Annotated in this window: 11 protein-coding genes; 1 reads left to right on the forward strand and 10 read right to left on the reverse strand. The window is 41.1% G+C overall.

Annotated elements, in window-relative coordinates; all coding sequences use genetic code 11:
* Positions 1–22: 22 nt before the first annotated feature.
* The 10 genes from BQ8014_RS02690 to BQ8014_RS02740 form a co-directional block, all read right to left on the reverse strand.
* The gene (locus tag BQ8014_RS02690; RefSeq protein WP_080903014.1) at positions 23–1600 is read right to left on the reverse strand and encodes an SUMF1/EgtB/PvdO family nonheme iron enzyme; all 1578 of its coding nucleotides are present in this window, start codon (positions 1598–1600) and stop codon (positions 23–25) included.
* 187 nt (positions 1601–1787) lie between these two features.
* The gene (locus BQ8014_RS02695) at positions 1788–2957 is read right to left on the reverse strand and encodes a Gfo/Idh/MocA family protein (RefSeq protein WP_080903015.1); all 1170 of its coding nucleotides are present in this window, start codon (positions 2955–2957) and stop codon (positions 1788–1790) included.
* A gap of 187 nt (positions 2958–3144) precedes the next feature.
* Positions 3145–5022: a RagB/SusD family nutrient uptake outer membrane protein gene (locus tag BQ8014_RS02700; protein ID WP_080903016.1), complete on the reverse strand. Its 1878-nt coding sequence runs from the start codon at positions 5020–5022 to the stop codon at positions 3145–3147.
* Between the two features lie 14 nt (positions 5023–5036).
* Entirely contained in the window at positions 5037–8255 is a 3219-nt protein-coding gene (locus BQ8014_RS02705) for a SusC/RagA family TonB-linked outer membrane protein (protein WP_080903017.1), read from the reverse strand.
* 109 nt (positions 8256–8364) lie between these two features.
* Positions 8365–9558, reverse strand: coding sequence for an MFS transporter (locus BQ8014_RS02710; protein ID WP_234997964.1), 1194 nt, complete (start codon positions 9556–9558; stop codon positions 8365–8367).
* A gap of 974 nt (positions 9559–10532) precedes the next feature.
* The gene (locus BQ8014_RS02720; protein ID WP_080905773.1) at positions 10533–11666 is read right to left on the reverse strand and encodes a DUF4998 domain-containing protein; all 1134 of its coding nucleotides are present in this window, start codon (positions 11664–11666) and stop codon (positions 10533–10535) included.
* Between the two features lie 25 nt (positions 11667–11691).
* Entirely contained in the window at positions 11692–12870 is a 1179-nt protein-coding gene (locus tag BQ8014_RS02725) for a DUF5000 domain-containing lipoprotein (RefSeq protein WP_080903020.1), read from the reverse strand.
* Between the two features lie 31 nt (positions 12871–12901).
* Positions 12902–14818, reverse strand: coding sequence for a RagB/SusD family nutrient uptake outer membrane protein (locus tag BQ8014_RS02730; protein WP_080903021.1), 1917 nt, complete (start codon positions 14816–14818; stop codon positions 12902–12904).
* 14 nt (positions 14819–14832) lie between these two features.
* Entirely contained in the window at positions 14833–18075 is a 3243-nt protein-coding gene (locus BQ8014_RS02735) for a SusC/RagA family TonB-linked outer membrane protein (protein ID WP_080903022.1), read from the reverse strand.
* A gap of 173 nt (positions 18076–18248) precedes the next feature.
* Entirely contained in the window at positions 18249–18479 is a 231-nt protein-coding gene (locus BQ8014_RS02740) for a hypothetical protein (RefSeq protein ID WP_160150018.1), read from the reverse strand.
* A gap of 754 nt (positions 18480–19233) precedes the next feature.
* Between BQ8014_RS02740 and BQ8014_RS02745 the strand changes: the two genes are divergently transcribed.
* Positions 19234–20008: glycerophosphodiester phosphodiesterase family protein (locus BQ8014_RS02745; RefSeq protein WP_080903024.1), on the forward strand; the 775-nt coding region annotated here is incomplete at its 3' end.

Below are 20008 nucleotides of genomic sequence, written 5' to 3' on the forward strand. Positions count from 1 at the left end.
GATATAATAACAATTAGATAGTTTATTTAGCTCCTATGGAAGGATCCGGCTCGCAAATGACCCGGAATCCGATGCCGCGGATGTCGGAATACCACCAAATGCTCTTGGGTTGCTGAGGATCTGTCTTTAGCCAAGCTTCATGTTTGGTGTAATCACGTACGGCAGTGCGTACCTGCGACGCATCGGAGGTATAATTACCCCCGCGAACCACCCATTCGGTCCCTTCCGTATTTAACGGATCTTTCACCTCCGTTCCGGTCTTGGAATAGGCATCCGGACTATATTTATCCGCACAATATTCCATAACATTCCCCAGCATATTCTTTAATCCGAACGGATTCGCTTTAACTGCTGAAGGTTCCTGCGTCCGGTTTTTGCTGTTCTTATTATAAATGACATATTCTCCGATCGGTTCGGTTTTTGCGGAAAAGAACTTGCGCCAAAAACCTTCATCCGAGAAATCTTTCGGGTTGCCGGCAAAGAAATAAGGCGTTTCCGTACCTCCACGGGCTGCATATTCCCATTCCGCTTCGGTCGGCAGACGATATTTCTTTCCTGTTTTCTTTGAGAGCCATTGGCAAAAAGTTTCCGCTGCGTAATGTGTCATCGTGATGGCCGGGCGGTCTCCTCCTCCCCATCCCTGATCCGGGAAGCCGAACGGAGGGGTAGGGCCCGATATCGCATCGACATTCGGATTGCTGTTGTTGGCATAGACTTCTTCCGGGGGAGTACGTCCTTCGCTCATCGTATTGCCGTAGAATGCCCAGAACTGATCCCATGTAACTTCCACTTCCGCCATAAAGAACGGGCTGACCGTCACCTTCCGTACCGGCGCTTCATCCTCTTTATGGAAAGGCTCTTTGCTGTCGCTTCCCATCTGAAAAGTACCGCCCGGAATGGCGATCATATTGAAAGAAACGGCCGTTCCGTATATCTGTTCCGTAAAGTTCTTGAATTCGGTAACCCGGACGGTGTCTTTGAAGAACTTACTTGTATCTACCATTGTCGAAGCCGTATTGAGCCCCGGAATGCCCGTCATTTTCCCGTGGGAATAATTCGGGTTATGGTGTCCTACATCCAGGTGGCAACTGATACATTGAAGATCCAGTTTCTTTTCGTTCTCCTCATAATACAAATGCGCTGTGACTCCATCGTTGTTGATTCCTTCAGGAAACAGGTTCTGGTGGCATTCCTTGCAGGATGCGTTCGGAATGTAGCGGATGGCATGTTCCAATTCCGATTTTTGCTCCCAATCGAAATCCGCACTGTCTTTTGTCAGGTAGCCCCAAACATCTTTGATCCCCAGTTTGGCTTTCGCCGTATAATGGGCCCATGTATCGTTCTTCGGGGGCAGGTGGCAATCGACACAATGCACCTTGACTCCGCTACCGTTGTTGACATGGCTGGATAGTCTCCAACTGTCTTCGGCATGGGGATGGACATGGCACATCATGCAGGATTTATCTGTAGAAAAATAGACGGACGTTTGATATACGGCAGCCACAAGAATGATGCCTATAAACACGCCTAAGAATAGAAGGAATGATTTGCGTTTGTAGAAGCGCTTTTTTTCGTGAGAAGATCGGTGGTAGTTATTCATTGTTCTGACACTTACAGAAAATATAATTAATTAGTGGATTAGTAACAGGCAATAAAAATAGGATATTATTTTATTCAAAGCAGGCTTATTCTTTTTGTTTTAACAAAAATAAACAAACGGAAGGGCTCTGCCGTGAAAATTATCTTAATATTGTTTCGTTATCTTAATAAATCCCCGGTCCTTGTTTTTATTCGATCCATTTTTGCCATTTCCGTTCGTTGTCATATCCGGAAGCGACCATGGTTTCCACAAATTGCATACCTCTCACTCCATCTTCAACGGTTGGGAAGTCCAGCCATTCCGGTTTGGGTGTTTCGCCGTTTGACCGCGCTTTGACCGTCAATGCAAAATTACGATAAATATTGGCGAATGATTCGATAAAGCCTTCGGGATGTCCTCCGGGAACGCGAGTGTTCCACTTGGCGAGATCGCTTAATGCGGGAAAATTATTTCCCATGCGGATTTCTTCTGTTGGGCGGTCCAGCCATTTTGCATACAGGGTATTCGGTTCCATCTGCCGCCATTCCAGTCCTCCCTTTTCACCATAAATGCGGATCCTGATATTGTTCTCCTCGCCCGTGGCAATCTGTGTAGACATCAGTACGCCTTTCACGTCGTTCTCGTAATGCAGAAAAGCCGCTCCGTCGTCATCAATCGGCCGGCCGGGTACAAAGGCGCTCAGTTCGGCGCTCAGTTCGGTAACTTTTAATCCCAGGATATATTCGCTCAGATGCCAGGCATGGGTTCCGATATCTCCCACACAACCTGCCTTGCCGGAACGTTTCGGGTCGGTACGCCATCCGGCGTTATTTCCTCCCTGCAATTCTATCCGTTGCGAAAGCCATCCCTGGGAATATTCCACAAAGACACGCCGTATTTTACCCAGATCACCCCGGGCAACCCGCTCTTTTGCTTCTTTTACGGCGGGATAGCCTGAATAGACATGGGTCAGGGCCAGTGTCAGTCCGGTCTCCTCCACTTTCTTTTTCAGAAGTTTGGCCTCTTCCAGCGAGAAAGTCATCGGCTTATCAATAACGACATGAAATCCGTTTTCCAACGCCAGCATAGCCGGTTCGAAATGCCATTTATTTGGTGTGACGATGGTCACGAAATCCATCCGTTCCTCTTTCGGCAAAGCAATTTCGCGCTCGAACATTTCCCTATAAGATGCATAAATACGATTATCAGGCAGGTAGTAAGAACGTCCCGAACTAAGAGATATTTCCGGGTTCACACTAAAACATCCGCAAACCAATTCGATCTCATTATCCATAAAAGCGGCCCGACGATGTACAGCCCCGATAAAGGCGTCACTTCCTCCGCCGACCATTCCCATCCGTAGTTTTCTGTTTTTCATGTTAGATTTAAATAGGTTTTTAATTAAAAAGAAATCAATCCCAAAGTTAGACCTTTTTTCTTAAATGACAAAAGATTAATTAATACATTCTGCAGGGTAAAAATCAATTGAAAGGAAAAAAGTTAACTGAAATTGCAAATTGAGTGCACTCAATCTTTTCAATCGGTGCACTCAATTTTTTATTATACTATTCGGATTTAGTAGTATATCCGGGGTTTTGTATCAGTTTGTCATTCCGGTTCATTTCGTCCCGATGAATCGGGAGGAAATAGTTTTTATCCAACCATGTACGTGCTTCCTGACCCGATAATGAAATAACCGTATAGGTATAGTCCCATTTACTTTCATCGTATACATAACGTTCTTGTTTACCTACACCGGGCTTTAGAGTTGCCACAACATCAATGCCGTGCACTCCGGTGATTCCTGCCTGCTGTGGAGCAATCATCCATCGACGGATATCCCAGTAACGCTGCTCTTCATAACAAAGCTCAACACGACGCTCCCGTTGATAGATTCTGCGTAATTCACTTTGGTCATTTACCTGATCTACGGACGGAAGTCCTACCCGGTTGCGGAGAATATTCAAATACTTTTTGGCCTCGGCCAGTTCATTTAGCTCAATGCAAGCTTCGACATAATTCATAACGACTTCCGTAAACCGGATAAAAGGAAAAACAGCATTAATCTTATTTCTATGATCTCCGTCGGCCGGATTAATGTATTTTTTTAAGTAATATCCCGTATAAGTTGCGTTCCAGTTTTCACCACCGCCAGTACGTGTATCCATTCCCGGAAAATATTGATCTCTTTTTGTCTGTGCCGGATCGGTTTGATAATAGCCCGTTTGAATCATTCCGTAGGGATCTGTTACTGCATAATCGCTCGGGCGTTGGATCCATTGCATGCCGTCATACATGATATTGGCATAGAAACGCGGTTCTCTGTTTTTATACGGATGCGCCTTGTGTTCCGGATTATTCCAGTCAAATTTACTTCCATCTGCAATCAGATAATCATCTACAAATTCCTGAATGGGTGTGTTACCTCCCCATGCGTGATATCCGCTGGGCCCGTTGAAAACAGGCATTTTCGTTCCACTCTCATCTTTCGTATCAATAAAATAGCGGGAAAATATGGACTCTTCATTGTCTGAAAGGAAGAACTTCCAGATTGCTTCCGCCTTCTCTTCAACGGAAAGCCCATCTCCGCCATAAGTAGACAATGCGTGCCCCATTGGATTATCCATTAAGGCTTTTGCTGCGTTTTTTGCTGCGTTCCAACGATCTTGTCTGGTACCTTTGGTATAAAACAGTAATTCTTTATTGCCATACGAACTAAGCAGAGAAGATTTGCTTGTTGCAGTGGCTTCATCATGTAAATCGCTAGCTGCATCAGTCAATACACGTGCCTTCAAAGCTAAAACTGCCGCTAAAGTGGCTCGCCCTTTTTGGGTATTGGAGAATGTTCTGTCTTTTAAATACTCTGCCGCATTATCTATGTCTGAAAGAATCTGGTCGATGCAATCTGTGTATGAAGAGCGGGCAATTGTATAATCATCCTCTCCCAATTGAGTTAATTTCAACACCATAGGAATTCCGCCAAAAGCTCTTGTCAAGCGATGATAAAAATAGGCGCGAAGGAAATAAGCTTCTCCTTTTAATTGTATTTTATATTTTTCATCGAAAGTCGCATCGTCTATATTTTCTATAAAGTCATTGCAAGAGCGAATGTTCTTATATAGCCGTTCCCATTGGTGTCCACTTTGAGTCTTTCCAAACCATCCGAGATTTACATCCGTTACCGCCCCGGAGTTTGTTTCCCGAAACTCACGTCCGTGTGTAAATAAAGATTCGTCGCATGCCGAAGCTTGGAGTTCTTCCGTAAATCCGGCATCTTGGAAAGTAAAGTAGATATCATACATATAAGCTTCAGCCAAACTGCTTTCTTTCCACAAATCATCTGCCGTAATTTCCTTCTGCGGCTTTATGTTAAGAAAATCATCGCTGCAACTGCTTATCAACAGAGATGCCAGTAGTATATATATTATATTTAATTGTTTCATAATCTTTTATTCTTTTAGAATGTTAAAGAGACACCTACATTTATCACTTTGGATTGTGGATAATTCGTTGCGTTTGCACTCGTACTTTCCGGATCCAGATTCTTGGAAGAAGTCAATGTGAAAAGATTAAGTGCACTTACATATACTCGTGCGGAAGAGAAGAATTCACTTTGCGACACGAGATGCTTAGGTATGGAATACCCGAGTTCTATATTCTTTAATCGGATATAATCCGTATTTACCATCCAATAGGTATTATTAGCCCCCGTACCACTATCCCAATAATATTTACCGCGTGCATGAACACGTGGGTACTTATCTGTCGGATTTTCAACCGACCAGTGGTGGTCATAAATATCCTTTAGGTAATTACCTATATCTCCGGAATCTAAATAAAGTTTTGTCCAAGAATAAGCTGCTCCCTGGAATAATATGCTTAAATCAAAATTCTTCCATTGGAAAAACGAATTCAATCCAAATGTCCATCTTGGCTGATTATTCTTATCAAATCTTTTTCTATCGTCGGGTGTAATTTGTTTATCTCCATCGATGTCTTTAAATTTCATATCTCCCGGCTGTAATCCTGCATCATTAGTGATACCGTCGTAATTAGGACGGTTTGCCTTATCATTGATTTCGTCCCAATCTTTAAACACGCCGTCGAATACATAATAAAGATCCGTACTCATCGGATGCCCGGTCGATTTCTGCCATTCAGGAGAACCTGCCGCTTCATCCCAATACTTGATTGTATTTTTTGCATAGCCTCCGCTTAAGGAAAGATTGTATCTGAAATCCTTAGCAATCTCGTCACTCCAGTCCACTTTGAAATCAAATCCTGTGTTATTGACCTTACCAATGTTCTCGGCAGGAAGCGTTAGTCCGGCTGTTTGCGGGATAGAGGCATTTCGTCTCCATAATATCTTAGATCGTTTATTGAAGAAATAATCGGCTTCGAAGCTTAATCGATTATTTAATGTCTGTCCTTCAATACCGATATTATAATTATTGGCAACTTCCCATGTAATCTTATCGTTCGGAAGACGACTTACCCGAAGTCCCTTGACATCCTCATTGTCTATGATATATCCCCATTCGTAGTAATAAGTCGGTAAGTATTGGAATTCCTGAAGCCTGTCGTTAAAATACACTTGGTCATTACCCATTTGCCCCCAAGAACCACGGATTTTAAAATAGTTCATGAAGCCGATATTCTCTTTCCAGAAAGGTTCTTCCGAAATACGATATCCCAATAAAACTCCTGGGAAAAAGCCGTAACGGCTATCTTCCGGAAACATATAGGAGGCGTCATAACGCCATACAAATTCAGCCAGATACTTTTCCTGGTAGTTATATGCAAAACGTCCGAAATAATTTAAACGGGCGCGATCCCAGTTATTATTCCAGTTATCATTGCTAAGGCTACGGGCATTCTTTTCCTTGTCGCCTCCAGCATCGAAAAGCTGGATTGCTGTAGATAAGAAGTACCTGCGAAAAGCTTGAAAATAAGCATTATCAGCTTTGTCTTTTTCCGTACCTGCCAAGACCGTGATGGCATGGTCTCCAAATTTGTTGTCATAAGAAAGAATGGCGCCTAAAACCATATTAGTCTGGTCTTCGGAATGCATTGTTAAATCCGGATCGGCATGACTCGGATAACTCAGCGCTTTTTCTAATTTAGGTGTGACTCCGTCTGCTTCCATGCTGATGTTATCCCATGTATATAAGTACCAGGGTTGGAAAAAGCGTTTTTGATTTCTCAACATTTTATCGTACGAAACGGTGGCCGATAATTTTAATCCTTTGATCCATGGTTGAGTTATATCAACTTTTGCATTGGATTGGACGTAATAGCGTTTGTCCTTATCATATCCCGTTTGGTTTGTCACAGCGACAACCGGATTTCGTCCGTATTCCTGTGCCGGGCCGGGCAATCCATTTGGCCAGTAAGCCGGATCGGTTGGACGACCTCTTGCAACGAACCAAAGGATATCTCCGGCTCCACCACCGGCAGGAAAACTTCTGTTTTCTTGTCGCGCCATTAGATTTACGCTGATGTTTATGTAGTCATTTACTTTAGCATCCAGATTGGTTCGTAAGTTAAACTGTTTGTAATTATTCGCAGAATTGCGGTATAACCCGTCTTGATAGAGGTAGCCGAATGTCGTAAAGTAATTAATGTTCTCCGTACCTCCTTCTAATGTCACATTATGTTTATTCTGCGGAGACCAATCTTTGAAAGTGGCATCAAACCAGTCCGTATTCGGATACCGCCAAGGATCTGATCCATCCCGGTATTTAGCAATCTCCTCCTCAGTCTTCCAAGGAGCTGGCGGAGTAGACGGCTCGCCAGTAGCGGGATTCTTCATTGCATCATTGACAATTAATTCATTACGTAACTGCGCATACTCGGCAGCATCAGACATTTTGGGTAGCATTGTCGGACGTCCCCAACCCTGATTGAAAGAATAACTAACCTGTGGCCGATTCGCGACCCTTCCTTTTTTTGTCGTGATCAATATGACCCCATTTGCTGCACGAGCACCGTAAATAGCTGCGGAAGCATCTTTCAAAACCGACATGCTTTCGATCTCATTCGGATCCAAACGTTCCAATCCACCCGAACGGGCAGCTACTCCATCGATTACAATTAAAGGATCATTATTTCCTAATGTGTTCGAACCACGAATACGGATGGTTGCTCCGTCATATCCGGGTTCTCCGGAACGTTGCATTGTTACGACCCCGGATAGCCGTCCTCCAATGGCATTTGATAAATTTGCTACCGGCGATTTTAGCAGTTCATTTCCTTTTACGGTAGATACAGACCCTGTAACAGTTTCTTTTTTCTGCACACCGTAACCGACGACAACCACTTCTTCCAGACTTTGAGTGTTCTCTTTCATCGTTACGCGAAACTCTCTTTGTGATCCTATAGGCAATTCGATTGTATTGTAACCGACAAAGGAAAATACAATAGTGCTTTGCGAATCAGGTGCTTGTAATTTAAAGAGCCCATCTAAGTCAGATATGGTCCCAAGCGTCGTCCCTTTAATGGTAACATTTACTCCAATGAGCGGTTCTCCTCTCTCGTCCACAATCTTACCTTGTATCCCGATATTTTGTTGGGCTTTTAGTGATGAAAAGCAAAATAACAGCAACAAAGAATAAATAATAAAAAGGCAAGAGGACAGTTTTTTTCTTGTGGGTTTTGAAAAAATAGTTTTTATCATATTCTTACGATTAGATATTTAAAAATTATTAGACTAGGAAACATTATTGTGTTGATAAATAATAAATTATATCATAGGCGGCTATATTTAGAGGTTAAACAAATTTCTTTTATATATTCTTTTTCTCTTCTTTAAAAAGACTCATAAATCCAACGAATGTGATTATTATGATAATCAATGGGATTATCCAAATAGAAACCCAATTGTATCCTCCTTCGTGCGTATTAATATTAACGACATTGCCGGCAATCAGCGTCCCGAGATATTTCCCGACGCCATACGTGGCAAAGGCAATCAATCCCTGTGCCGAGTTTCGCAGATAGTTAGGTGCTCTCTCGTCTACATAAAGCTGTCCTGCGACAAAAAAGAAGGTGAAACAGAATCCGTGTATAGGTAATGCCATATAGACAAGAGGTTTTATGCCGGTTAATGCTCCTAACGTGAAAAGCCCGTAAAGCATGAACCAGGCGAAGATCGCCACGCCGATACTTCCTTTATAATGTAGTTTGGAAAAGAAGAACGGGAACGTGAAGAGGAATATAATTTCTGCCACCTGCCCCGTGCTCATCGCTGCTGCCGCATTCGTATAACCTGAAGTGTTCAAAAACAGATTCGTAAAAGAGTCATAGAATGCAAGCGGAATACATGCCATGGCCGAAAACAAAAGCAATAAGGAAAAGGAGCGTTCCTTCATCAAACTTAAGGCATCCAGTCCCAGCATTTTCCCAATGGAAACTTTATCCTTTATCTTTTCCGGAGCTTTATACGGAAGGAATAAAGCAAATATTCCGCCGATCGCCGACATAATGCCTCCAATGACAAAGGGTTGGGGCAGATGCTCTATTTTTAGTGCGCTGACTAATATTCCTGAAATAATCCAACCGATAGAGCCTAACAGGCGTATACGGGAAAATTCTTTTCCGGGATCTTTCAGATTGGCGAAAGAAATAGAGTTTGTCAATGCCATTGTGGGCATGAAACAAATTGTGTAAACAAATAAAATAGGGAAAAAGAGTGAAAAATTCTGAATCGTTGAAATCCAAAATAATAACGCGGCACCTGAAAAATTTAAAAAGGCGAGCACCCGGTTGGGTGAGAAGAAACGATCGGCAATCATTCCGATGAAAAATGGAGAGATCATGGAAGCAATTGCTGCAGTTCCATACGCCAAACCGATCTGTACTCCCGTGAATTTAAGGGTATATCCCAAATAAGTACCCATTGTGACATACCAGGATCCTTGAATGAAGTACTGGATAAACATCATGGCAGATAGCTGCACTTTTCTTTGAATGGTTTTCACTATTAGATGATTAACAAAATATCTGTTCTGGGGACTTCCCCATATAACAGTTTCTTATTCGTTTTTACAACATCTCACTTAAACTAGCATCTCCTCTTCTCTTTCAGAAGCGGAAAATGTATTAAATAGAGAGATATTTGTACAGGAGCTTTTTTGTTCTAACCGTATAAAAAGCTCCAAAGAGTGATGGCTCTGCGTTCTAAAAAGAGGTTAATTATACAGAACGGTATTCATCTTTATTATTTAAAAACTAGGTATGAATAAAGAAATTTGGTATTGGAAAACAAGGATTTTCAAAACAGATCATATCCTTTTTTACTGAAGCGTCTCCTATGTATGTGTTTCTCTGGAAAATGAAGATTATACAATTTATAAATATACGAACATCTGATAGAACTTATTCTTTATTAAGATCTACAATATAATATCAGATTTTTTTTTGAAAAATATTCTGTTTAAATATTTGCTTGGGATTAAATTCTTTTTTATTTTTACCGACGTTATAAGCAATGTTAACATATTTCCGCTTCTGAAAGAGAAGTGGCTTTTTTCTGTATAAATAATACTCTTGGGCACATAAGAAGAGTACATTTTCAGCATTTTAGAAAATATTTTAAATAGAATGAAAGTGGAGTATAATGGATAAATTCCAAAACCCCGTTGGAAGCAAAAAAAAAATGAATTATGCTGAATAAATGAGTATACTCGAATGTTCAATTGAGTATACTCAATTTTTGTATTCAATATACTCAATTGATCCATCCAGTGCACTCAATTTTGTTCACTCTAAATTTCGCATAGATTAAGGTATCTCTCGAAAATTTACCAACCGACTTTTAAGATTGATCCAGTATAACTGCTATTGGCTTAGAAACTTTACTATGGAGAAGGATATTGTGTAATAAAAAGAATTTTCTAAAACTAAAAAAGGTACTGTTAATGTACCTTTTTTAGTTTTAGAAATGATAATCAAATTAATTTCCGTACAAATAAATTTCAGCAATACTAATAAAGGGTTCTCTATTGCTGTCAGGTAAAAGTAATTTAAGATAGCGTCCCTTTAAAGTCGACTGGGAATCTGGTATTTCAATCTTTACATTATCAGCATCGCTTGGAAAAATGCCTTCCCCTATTTTTATCCATTTATTTGAATCGGGATCAGAATCCGGGCCGACGAATAATTGGGCCGTTTTGGCATCCCTGTTTCCCGGACGACGATAAATATCAACACGGCAGATCTTTTTAGAAGAAACCATATCGATTATCGCCCAATGAGGAAGCGGCGCATTTCCTCCTGAGTAGTTTGAATGCCACCAGGTATCCAGCTTTCCATCGATCAATGTATTTTTACCTCCGCCGTCGCTTGCGGTCTCATCGGAGACTTCCAAAACACTCCAATTGTTTCGATTGTATTGATAAATGGAAGGAAAGGGAACATCATATTGTGTCCACTCCACGGAAAACGTATCAATAGATTGTTCTTCCGGGATAAATAGGGAACGATATTCAAAAGAAGAACCGGCTTTTGCATTTGGACAAGTAATAACGGTTTCATCGCTTGATGCACTGATAATCTTTTGGTCTCCGTCATTCGTCAGATATCGAACTTCCGTACGTACCATTCCTTCTAAAGAGGTAAACCATGAAATCTGGCCTCCTTCATCAGTCAGTCCGACATCTCTAATGCGTCGGTTACTAATGGAATTTTGAAAGAAATCGCCATACGAATTCCCAAATCCTGTAACAAAAAGAGAGTTATGCCCAAAACTATCCGTGGTTTTAACATTAAATGTATAGGAGCCTTCCGGCAAATTCGGAATGAGTACATTCATACTGTCCAAACCTGTAGAAGGGGAGACCGGTGTAATTAATGAATCCTGTCCTGCGTTCCAATATAGATTTACGGTTTTAACGTTAGGTGAATTATACAACCAAAAATAAAACATAACCCTTCCTTTTCCAGCAACAAACAGCACGGAATCCGTCTTGGGAGCATAAATAATCTCCCCTCCTTTAATATATTCTTCATGCACATCCATAAAATTGTCGCAAGAGACAAAAGAGAAGAATGCAGAAAGAACAAAGATATAATTATATACTTTTTTCATTATCCAATATGTTTTCATGTTATTACTATTCTTTTTCCGCTTCTCCATAAACATCTATTTCTGCCGGATGAGTGAACGTTGTACCTCCCCAAGTGGATAAAATCTTAACGCGAATATATCTCATGGGAGGAGTTTCCAAAGGAAAGACAAATTCATGTCCCTCTTCTGCAGCGGTAAGATCTTCATCTGAGACTGTTCCAACAGGAAGCCCTGAAGGTTTTATGATTTCACAATCCAGTAATTTAGTCCATTCGCTCCAATCCCCGTTTTGAGAAGGTCTCTTATCAATACCATATACTTCAAATGTTTTAGGATTTCCCCAGTTATAATATTGGTCACCATAGAACCGCTGAGTCATGACAATCCGGCTTAATTTGGCCGTTACTCCTAAATCAATGGTAAAAGGCGCCGGAAGAGATGAATTCGCCGAGTGACCGAATGTTTCAGGATCATCGTCAATCAAATAATTATCCATACCTTCCCAATTCGTATAGCTTGCATCATTTCCCAATTTCATAATGGACATCTTATCCTTGGCTAATTTTTCCTCATATAAAGGAGTAACGGTGCCATTACCTGCGGGAAAAATTGTATCGGAGTAATTTTCCCAACGATCGCTTAATATCACGCCAAACTTTCGAGGTATCGGTTCGAATCCACGTATTGTCTGCTGCATAGAATCTGCTTCCGAAGCAATAATACGTCTTGTTACCATTTGTCCGGTAGAATCGGCGGCAAGAAATTCAAAGTTAATCGGCGCATTTAATTCGTTTATCCAACGAAATTGTGCTCCTCCGAAATCACTCATGATTTTTACCGACTTATTCACTTTGCTTAAAGCTGATTCGGTCGGCGTGAAGGAAACGGTCACAGGGTCGGAAAGTTCTTGCGCCCTATTGAATACATAAATCTCAGCTTGGTGTTCCAACGTATCATTATATCCGACAATTTCCAGTTTCTCATCGTAAAAAGAAGCGCTTACTTCATGTCTTTTCCCATTTGTCAATGTATAAGATACTTTCACGCCAAGGATATCTTCCGAATTGGGGATACGATACTTCAATACCGCTCCTCCCGGTGCCGATTCGACAGTTACATCCGTTACTTTTCCCGGTTTTCCCAAGCTTGTGCTGATAGGTTCAAGTTTCTTTTCCTCACAGGAAAAGAGGACTGTTATTAGAATTAAATATAATATTCGTTTCATATTTGCCTTGTTTTTAAAATTTAATACAAAATCACCAACCTGGATTTTGGATTAACAACGGGTTATTGACTATATCATATTCAGGAATGGGAGCAAAGTAATCCCTGTATGTGAATTTCTGTACATAAAGAGTCGTAACCGTGTAATATTCATTAACATCGGAAGAAGAAACGTTCCATCCCCGTATCAGTCGATTTTGTTCACGTTGAGCCGTCTTCCAACGATGGCTATCCCAATAATAATGTCCTTCACAAGCCAGCTCTATTTTACGTTCCTGTTGAATGATTTGGCGCATTCCGGCTTTCGTTGTGGGTTTATCCGGATTATTTGAATATTGCTTCCAACTTTCAACGACTCCCTTCAGCCCGGCTCTTTCCCTAACCAAATCAATGTATTCATAGACTTCTGCGTCAGGGGAGCTTTTCATTTCATTTAACGCCTCGGCATAGAAAAGGTATATATCAGACAGTCGTATATCGGGAAAAGGAAAAGTTTCCCAGGATATACTATTTGCATCTCTAAATTGTGTATTCATCGACACTAATTTTTTCGGCCAATAGCCTGTTGCGTTATAATCACCCGGGTTAAAAACAGAAGAAAATTCGCCGAATCGATTCTTTGGGTATAAGGCGTCGATATCATTATCCGGTTCATTTCGATATGAATTTCCCCACCATTTGCCACGGTCAAATCCTAAAGTAGAGTAAAATCTCGGTTCGCGATCGAAATTTAATGCTGCGGTTTGTTCGCCTTGTTGTATATAATAGCGATGTGTGACATCTCCTGTCCGGAGATTGTATCGATTGGCATAATCATAAGCCACATCCTCTTCGATGGGAACTCCATTTTTGGAATAGAACGTTTCTACAGTTGCTAAACTAACGCTCATTTTACCCGTGGATGATGAGGATGTCCCCTGTTCGAAACGTGGTAAACAGGGAGACTGTAATCCTGAATTAACAGGATAAGAAGAATTTCCCCAGATTAGTTCTACATTCCACCGTTCACTGACACTGCTTCGCAGTGTATTTACCAAGCGAGTTGAGTCGGAGATTGGTTTAGAAGTAATATAATCGGATATTTGATAAAGGCGGATTCCGGATTGTTCACTGATATCGATAGCCTCTTTGCAGGCTGCGGCCGCCTTTTCCCACCGGCTTGGGTCATAAACTTGATTAAAGAACGGCTCTCCTTCATGATTCAAAAAACTATTATAATCCGTATTGCCATTAAACAAAGGACTTGCCCAATACATCAGTACTTTAGCTTTTATTGCGTAAGCGGCAGCTTTGGTAAACCGTCCCAGTTGCGTGGAAGTTGCCTGGATAAATAAAGGTAACGCATCACTCTGAATAACTTCATCTAAAAGTTCAAGAGTATAAGCGAAGCAATCGTCTATTTTCTCACGTGTAACACGTACACCTGATGTTGATTCATTAACGGGAGTACTTTCTCTTAAAGGTGCTATCGGCCCGTAGAAAGCAATCAGATAAAAATGCATGTACGCTTTTATTAACTTTACTTCGGCGATCATCCGGTTTTTTTCATATTGATTCAGATCCTTGACTCCTTCCACATTTTCCAGGAAGGTATTGCACTCACGGATACCAGCATATAAAGACCGGATATAATCTCCTTTCCCACCCCAGTAATCGATATAATTGGCAGTAGGGCTATTATTGCCTAACCCAAATTGCATTCCCCCTGTCGTTTGGTCTTCTTTATTGAAAACCATTTCCAATGCGCCGAAAATACCCGGATTCTCATTCCAACCTGCGGATTTGGGTAGTCCCCAGTAGCAAGTCGCTAAATATTGTTCTGTGGTATATCGATCGGCAAAAGCATTATCTAATGTAGCTATATTATCAGGAACCACATCCAAATAGTCACAGGATGTGATAGACACTCCTATAACCAGGCTCAATAGATATTTTAAAGTTGATTTCATAGCATATCTTTTTATTATAAACCAATTGTAAGTCCTATGTTAAATACCCGCTGTACCGGATAGCCTAAACCGTTTCCGGCCATTTCAGGATCCCAGAGTTTAAATCGACTCCAACAAAGCAGGTTGGTTCCGCTTAAATAAACACGTAAATTCTGTACAAAGAATTTTCTTGTTAGTGTTTTAGGGAGTGTATAACCCACTTCAACCGATTTCAGACGAAGGAAAGTGGCATCTTGCATAAACCAAGTACTCGTTTCCCGATTATTAGCGATTTCATAGTTTGCAAGCCGGGGCCAAAGGGCATAAGGATTTGGATTGTCCTCCGACCAGTAGCTATCGGCAAATGCCTGGATAATTGCATTTTGTCCGATAAGGCCATCATCTTCACCCACTATTCCGGAATTTCCGTCCAGGAAAGGAGTCGTTTTCTTAAGATCAATCCAAAAAGATTGTCTCCCGGAGCCTTGAAAGAAAAAAGAGGCGTCAATGTCTTTATATCCTACACTCAATCCGAAACCATAATTAATTTCCGGTGTTGTCGGATACCCGATTGGGACTTTATCCAATGCTGATATTTTTCCATCCCCGTTAATATCCCGATATTTAATATCTCCGGCTTGATAGGTTCCGAACTGGGTTGGAGAATTGGCAACTTCCAAATCATCGACAAATAAACGTTCGGCAATATAACCCCAGTTTTGAGCTAATGATTTTCCGACTCTGGATAGCCAGGGAGTTTCGGAATAGTCGGGTTCTTCCCACTCTATCGCTTTACTGGTGGCATAAGTGAAAGTACCTCGACCGGTCAACCATAAATCGTTATTTACAATTTTTTCATAGTTGAACTCCAAGTCTATTCCTTTTCCTTCCGCTTCTCCCAAATTGGCCTTGACATCCGGTATAATCCCCATGGTTGCGGGAATCACACGGGTCAGCAAAATATTCTTTCTCCGTTCTTTAAATAGATCTGCATTCAGCGACATGCCATTCGACAGGGCAACTTCTACACCGATATTTGTTTTATAGGCGGTTTCCCATCCTATTTTGTCATTTGCATACCTGTTAATACTAATGCCTAACGGATTATAATTAAGCTGGGTTCCCCAGTTTACAAGCCTGCCTGCATTCATATTTACTTCTGAAAGATAATAGAACCGGTCATATTCATTTCCAATGGCATCATTCCCGACCAAGCCGTAGGTCGCTTTCAATTTAAATTGCGTGACATACTTTTTTATTGGCTTAAAAAACGTCTCGTTCGACAGCATCCAAGCGGCCCCGACAGAAGGGAAAAAGCCAAAACGACGATTTTTAGAGAAACGCTCCGATCCATTGTATCCAAAGTTAAATTCCCCGAAGTAGCGCGAATCAAAATTGTAGGCCAAACGTCCTGAAACTCCCATGTTACGACTGGGAAGAGACAGTTGCAAATTGTCGGCAATCCCTTTTTTTTCATTGCGCATCGTATAGACTAAAAGTCCGTTCAGATTATGCACTCTATTAATCTGTTTATTATATTCGGCTGCCGCTTCCAGGTAAAATGTGGTATTAATATATCGTTGCCCCGGGATATAATTTATATATTCAGTTCCTCTTGTCGGATTTAATCGCTGCAATTTATAGGTGTTCGTCATTAAATCATAAGATTGAATATCATAATAGAATGGAAAATACTGCCTGTCTACGGTATATTCCGAATAACGGTTCATATTGACCATTGCACGTGCTGTTAACCCTTCGGTAATCATGGATAAGTCTTGTTTTACCTCGAATTGAGTTAACATTTGGTTTTTGCTGTAGTCCCGATATCCTTTTAGCGATTCTGCATAAGGATTAATATAACCGGCATTACCAAAGTTTCCGAATAAAATATGCTTTGCATAGGCGAATTGCTCGTCCGGTTCATAATAGGGTTTGAAAAAAACCGGATTTGCCTGCATTACTTTCTGATACATGGCGCTGCCTCCGTCAATAGGGCCTGTATATTCATCAAAAGCCGCATTCATACGAAGGATCAGTTCGGTCGTTTTGGTGACATTGACATTGACATTCGAACGGACATTATACTTTGTCAAGCTGATGTTTGAGTTAAAATTATTGCGGCTGTCGACTTTCATATTACCATTATCTTGAGTTATATTTGCTGCGACATAGTAACGTGCAACGGTTCCTCCTCCACTTAGGCTAAGATTGGCTCTTTGATTGATAGTCACATCGTCAAACATCGTTTTATACCAGTCGTTTGCGGGAAATATATCCGGATAAAGCCCGCGCTCGGTCATAATGATTTTTTCCTGGGAATAGATCGGTATGCCTAAAGGATCGCGAGTTTTGACTGCTTCATTATGCATTTTCATGAAGGTTACAGGATCTGCAATATCAATTTTTCTTGTAGGGGATGAGAACGAATTTTCCAAACGTACATTGACTTGCACCTTCCCCTCTTTTCCTTCTTTCGTCGTTACGGAAATTACCCCATTGGCTCCCCGCGCGCCGTATAAGGCAGTAGCAGTGGCATCTTTCATGATAGAGAAACTGGAGATGTCATCCGTGTTCAGGCGCGACAGATCTTCCGTTGTCAGCTCGACTCCATCGATTAATATCAACGGGTCTTTCTTGGATTCCGCGCCGAAGGTTGTGATTCCACGGATAAAGAAGCTTGCATTGTCTTTTCCCGGCTCTCCGCTTTGTTGATAAGAAATCAGCCCGGCAACACGCCCGGCAAAAGCCGTTGTAAGGTTACTACTCGGTATCTTCAGTTCCGTTGGTTTCACTGTACTGATGGAGGCCAATACGCTTTCTTTCTTTTGGCGCCCGAAAGCGACAACCGACACTTCTTGCAGTTCATCGACCTTGTACTGCAAAACAATGTCTAATTGTTTCTGTCCTTTGTAATTAATCTCAAGAGGCTGCATCCCGATAAAAGAAACGGTCAGTGTAGCATTTAAAGGGACGTCGTCAAATTCAAACACGCCATTCTCATCCGTGATGACTCCCCTGGTACTTCCTTTGATTTGAACAGTTGCACCAGGCAAGGGATCTCCACCCTCATCGGAAACCTTTCCTTTTACTTTGACAGTTGCACCCCCTTGTTGTTTTTCCAGAACCGGGATGATTTCTGCCTTTACAGAAAAAGCCGAAAGAGATAAAAAGGTAAGGATACATAACGGCAATATCCACTTTATATGAATTCTGCCCAACAATAGCTTTTGCCGTAATGGCAAGCATTGTTCCTTTTTACATTTTTTTAGCATCATAACATTGTTTCTAAATTTAAGGTTTACAGATAATATATTGATTATTTGTCATTTGCCGTTTGTCTTTTCCTTAAAAAGGCCTATGAATCCAATGAATGTGATTGATATGATAGTCAACGGGATTATCAAGATAGAGACCTAATTATATCCATCTTCGTGTGTATTGATATTTACTATATTACCGGTAACCAGCGTTCCCAGTTATTTCCAACCCCATAGGTCGCAAAGGCAATTAAGCCCTGTGGCGAGTTACGCAGATGGATAGGGGCAAACGCGGCGGTCCCATAAACTAAGCCGATCTGTACTTCCGTGAACTTTAGGGCATATCCCAAGTAAGTATCTATTGTGACATACCAGGGACCTTGAATAAAATACTGGATAAACATCGTGGCAGATAGCTGCACTTTTCTTTTAATGGCTCTCATTATTAGACGGTTAACAATTATCTATCTTGCGGTCTCCTCCACATGATAATTTCTTATCAGTTCTTACAACATCTCACCTAAAAGAGTATTTCTTGGATAGAAGTGGAGGATGTATAATCGGTACGGTGAATGACCGGGATCATTGCATTGACCGGCAGCAATGGAAACCGCGAATCCGAAAAGATTCCTTATGCCAGGATAAAAGGATGCATAATGAACATTTTAATGCGCCTCCATTCTAATTTTTAAACAGGATGGAATATTCTTGCATTAAATCATTTTTTTTGTTATTGTTTTTCAATAGGATAACAAAAAAAATATTTATAAATATCTAAACATTTGATAGAACTCTTTTTTTATTAGAAAGATAGAATATTGAGAAGTGTTTGTGAAAAAAAATATCTCTAAAAATTTGTTTATGGTTGATTTCTTTTTTATTTTTGGCAAGAAAATAAAGATATATATTAGCAACAGTCCCCTTCTATCCAAGAAGGGGAATAAGTCAAAGTCTTTCTTTGACTAGTGTTCCTTTTTTATGGCTTCCCTATCTAATAATAATGGTTGAAAGATTTAGTACGATGGCTGATAGAGAGCAATCAGTAGTGAAAATATGCATATTCAGCATACTAAATCTTCTAAGCGGAATCTTAACACATTTAGTTTGCCGCTTTATATTCGGAATCTCGATCGTTTGACCTAACTTTGTCCCGGAATATATAAAAAATGAACGGAAATGAAAACGAGGATCCATATGATAAGTCTATGCGGATTGCTCTTTATGAGTAGCTGCGCCTTTAACCAATCCAAAAGCGAGCTGGGGAATGAGCTGAAGACAATTCAGATATCCACTCCGGATGAACTTCGTTCCTATTTTGAATATGCCGAAGATGCTGTTCCTTTAATCAGCGGACACCGGGGAGGAAACGAAAAAGGTTTTCCCGAAAATAGTTTGGAAACTTTTGAAAATACATTACGGAATACGCCGGCAACCTTCGAAGTAGATCCCCGCCTGACCCAAGACAGTGTGATTATCCTTATTCATGACGACAGCCTTTCAAGGACCACTACAGGCTCCGGGAAGGTGGCCGATTATACTTGGAGCGAATTGCAGAAACTTTATCTGAAAGATGCCGACGGAAATGAAACCAATGCACAAATCCCGACACTTGAAGAGGCGATCCGATGGGCAAAGGGAAAAACCATTCTTATATTAGATGAAAAAGATGTCCCGAAGGAAATGACGGCCCGACTCATTACCGAAATGGGAGCCGAGGCTTATGTGATGATTACCGTTCACAATGCTGAAGAGGCACTTTTCTACTACCGGAAAAACAGGAATTTCATGTTCGAAGCTTTCGTCAAGACGCAGGAAGCTTTGCTCGAATATGAAAAAGCCGGAATTCCCTGGAGCCATATCATGGCCTATGTAGGTAGTCAGGTGACGCCGGAAAACAGGATCGTGATCGATATGTTGCACGAACGAGGCGTTATGTGCATGGTTTCGGCAG

This window comes from Parabacteroides sp. Marseille-P3160 (assembly GCF_900162725.1).
Taxonomy (GTDB): Bacteria; Bacteroidota; Bacteroidia; order Bacteroidales; family Tannerellaceae; genus Marseille-P3160.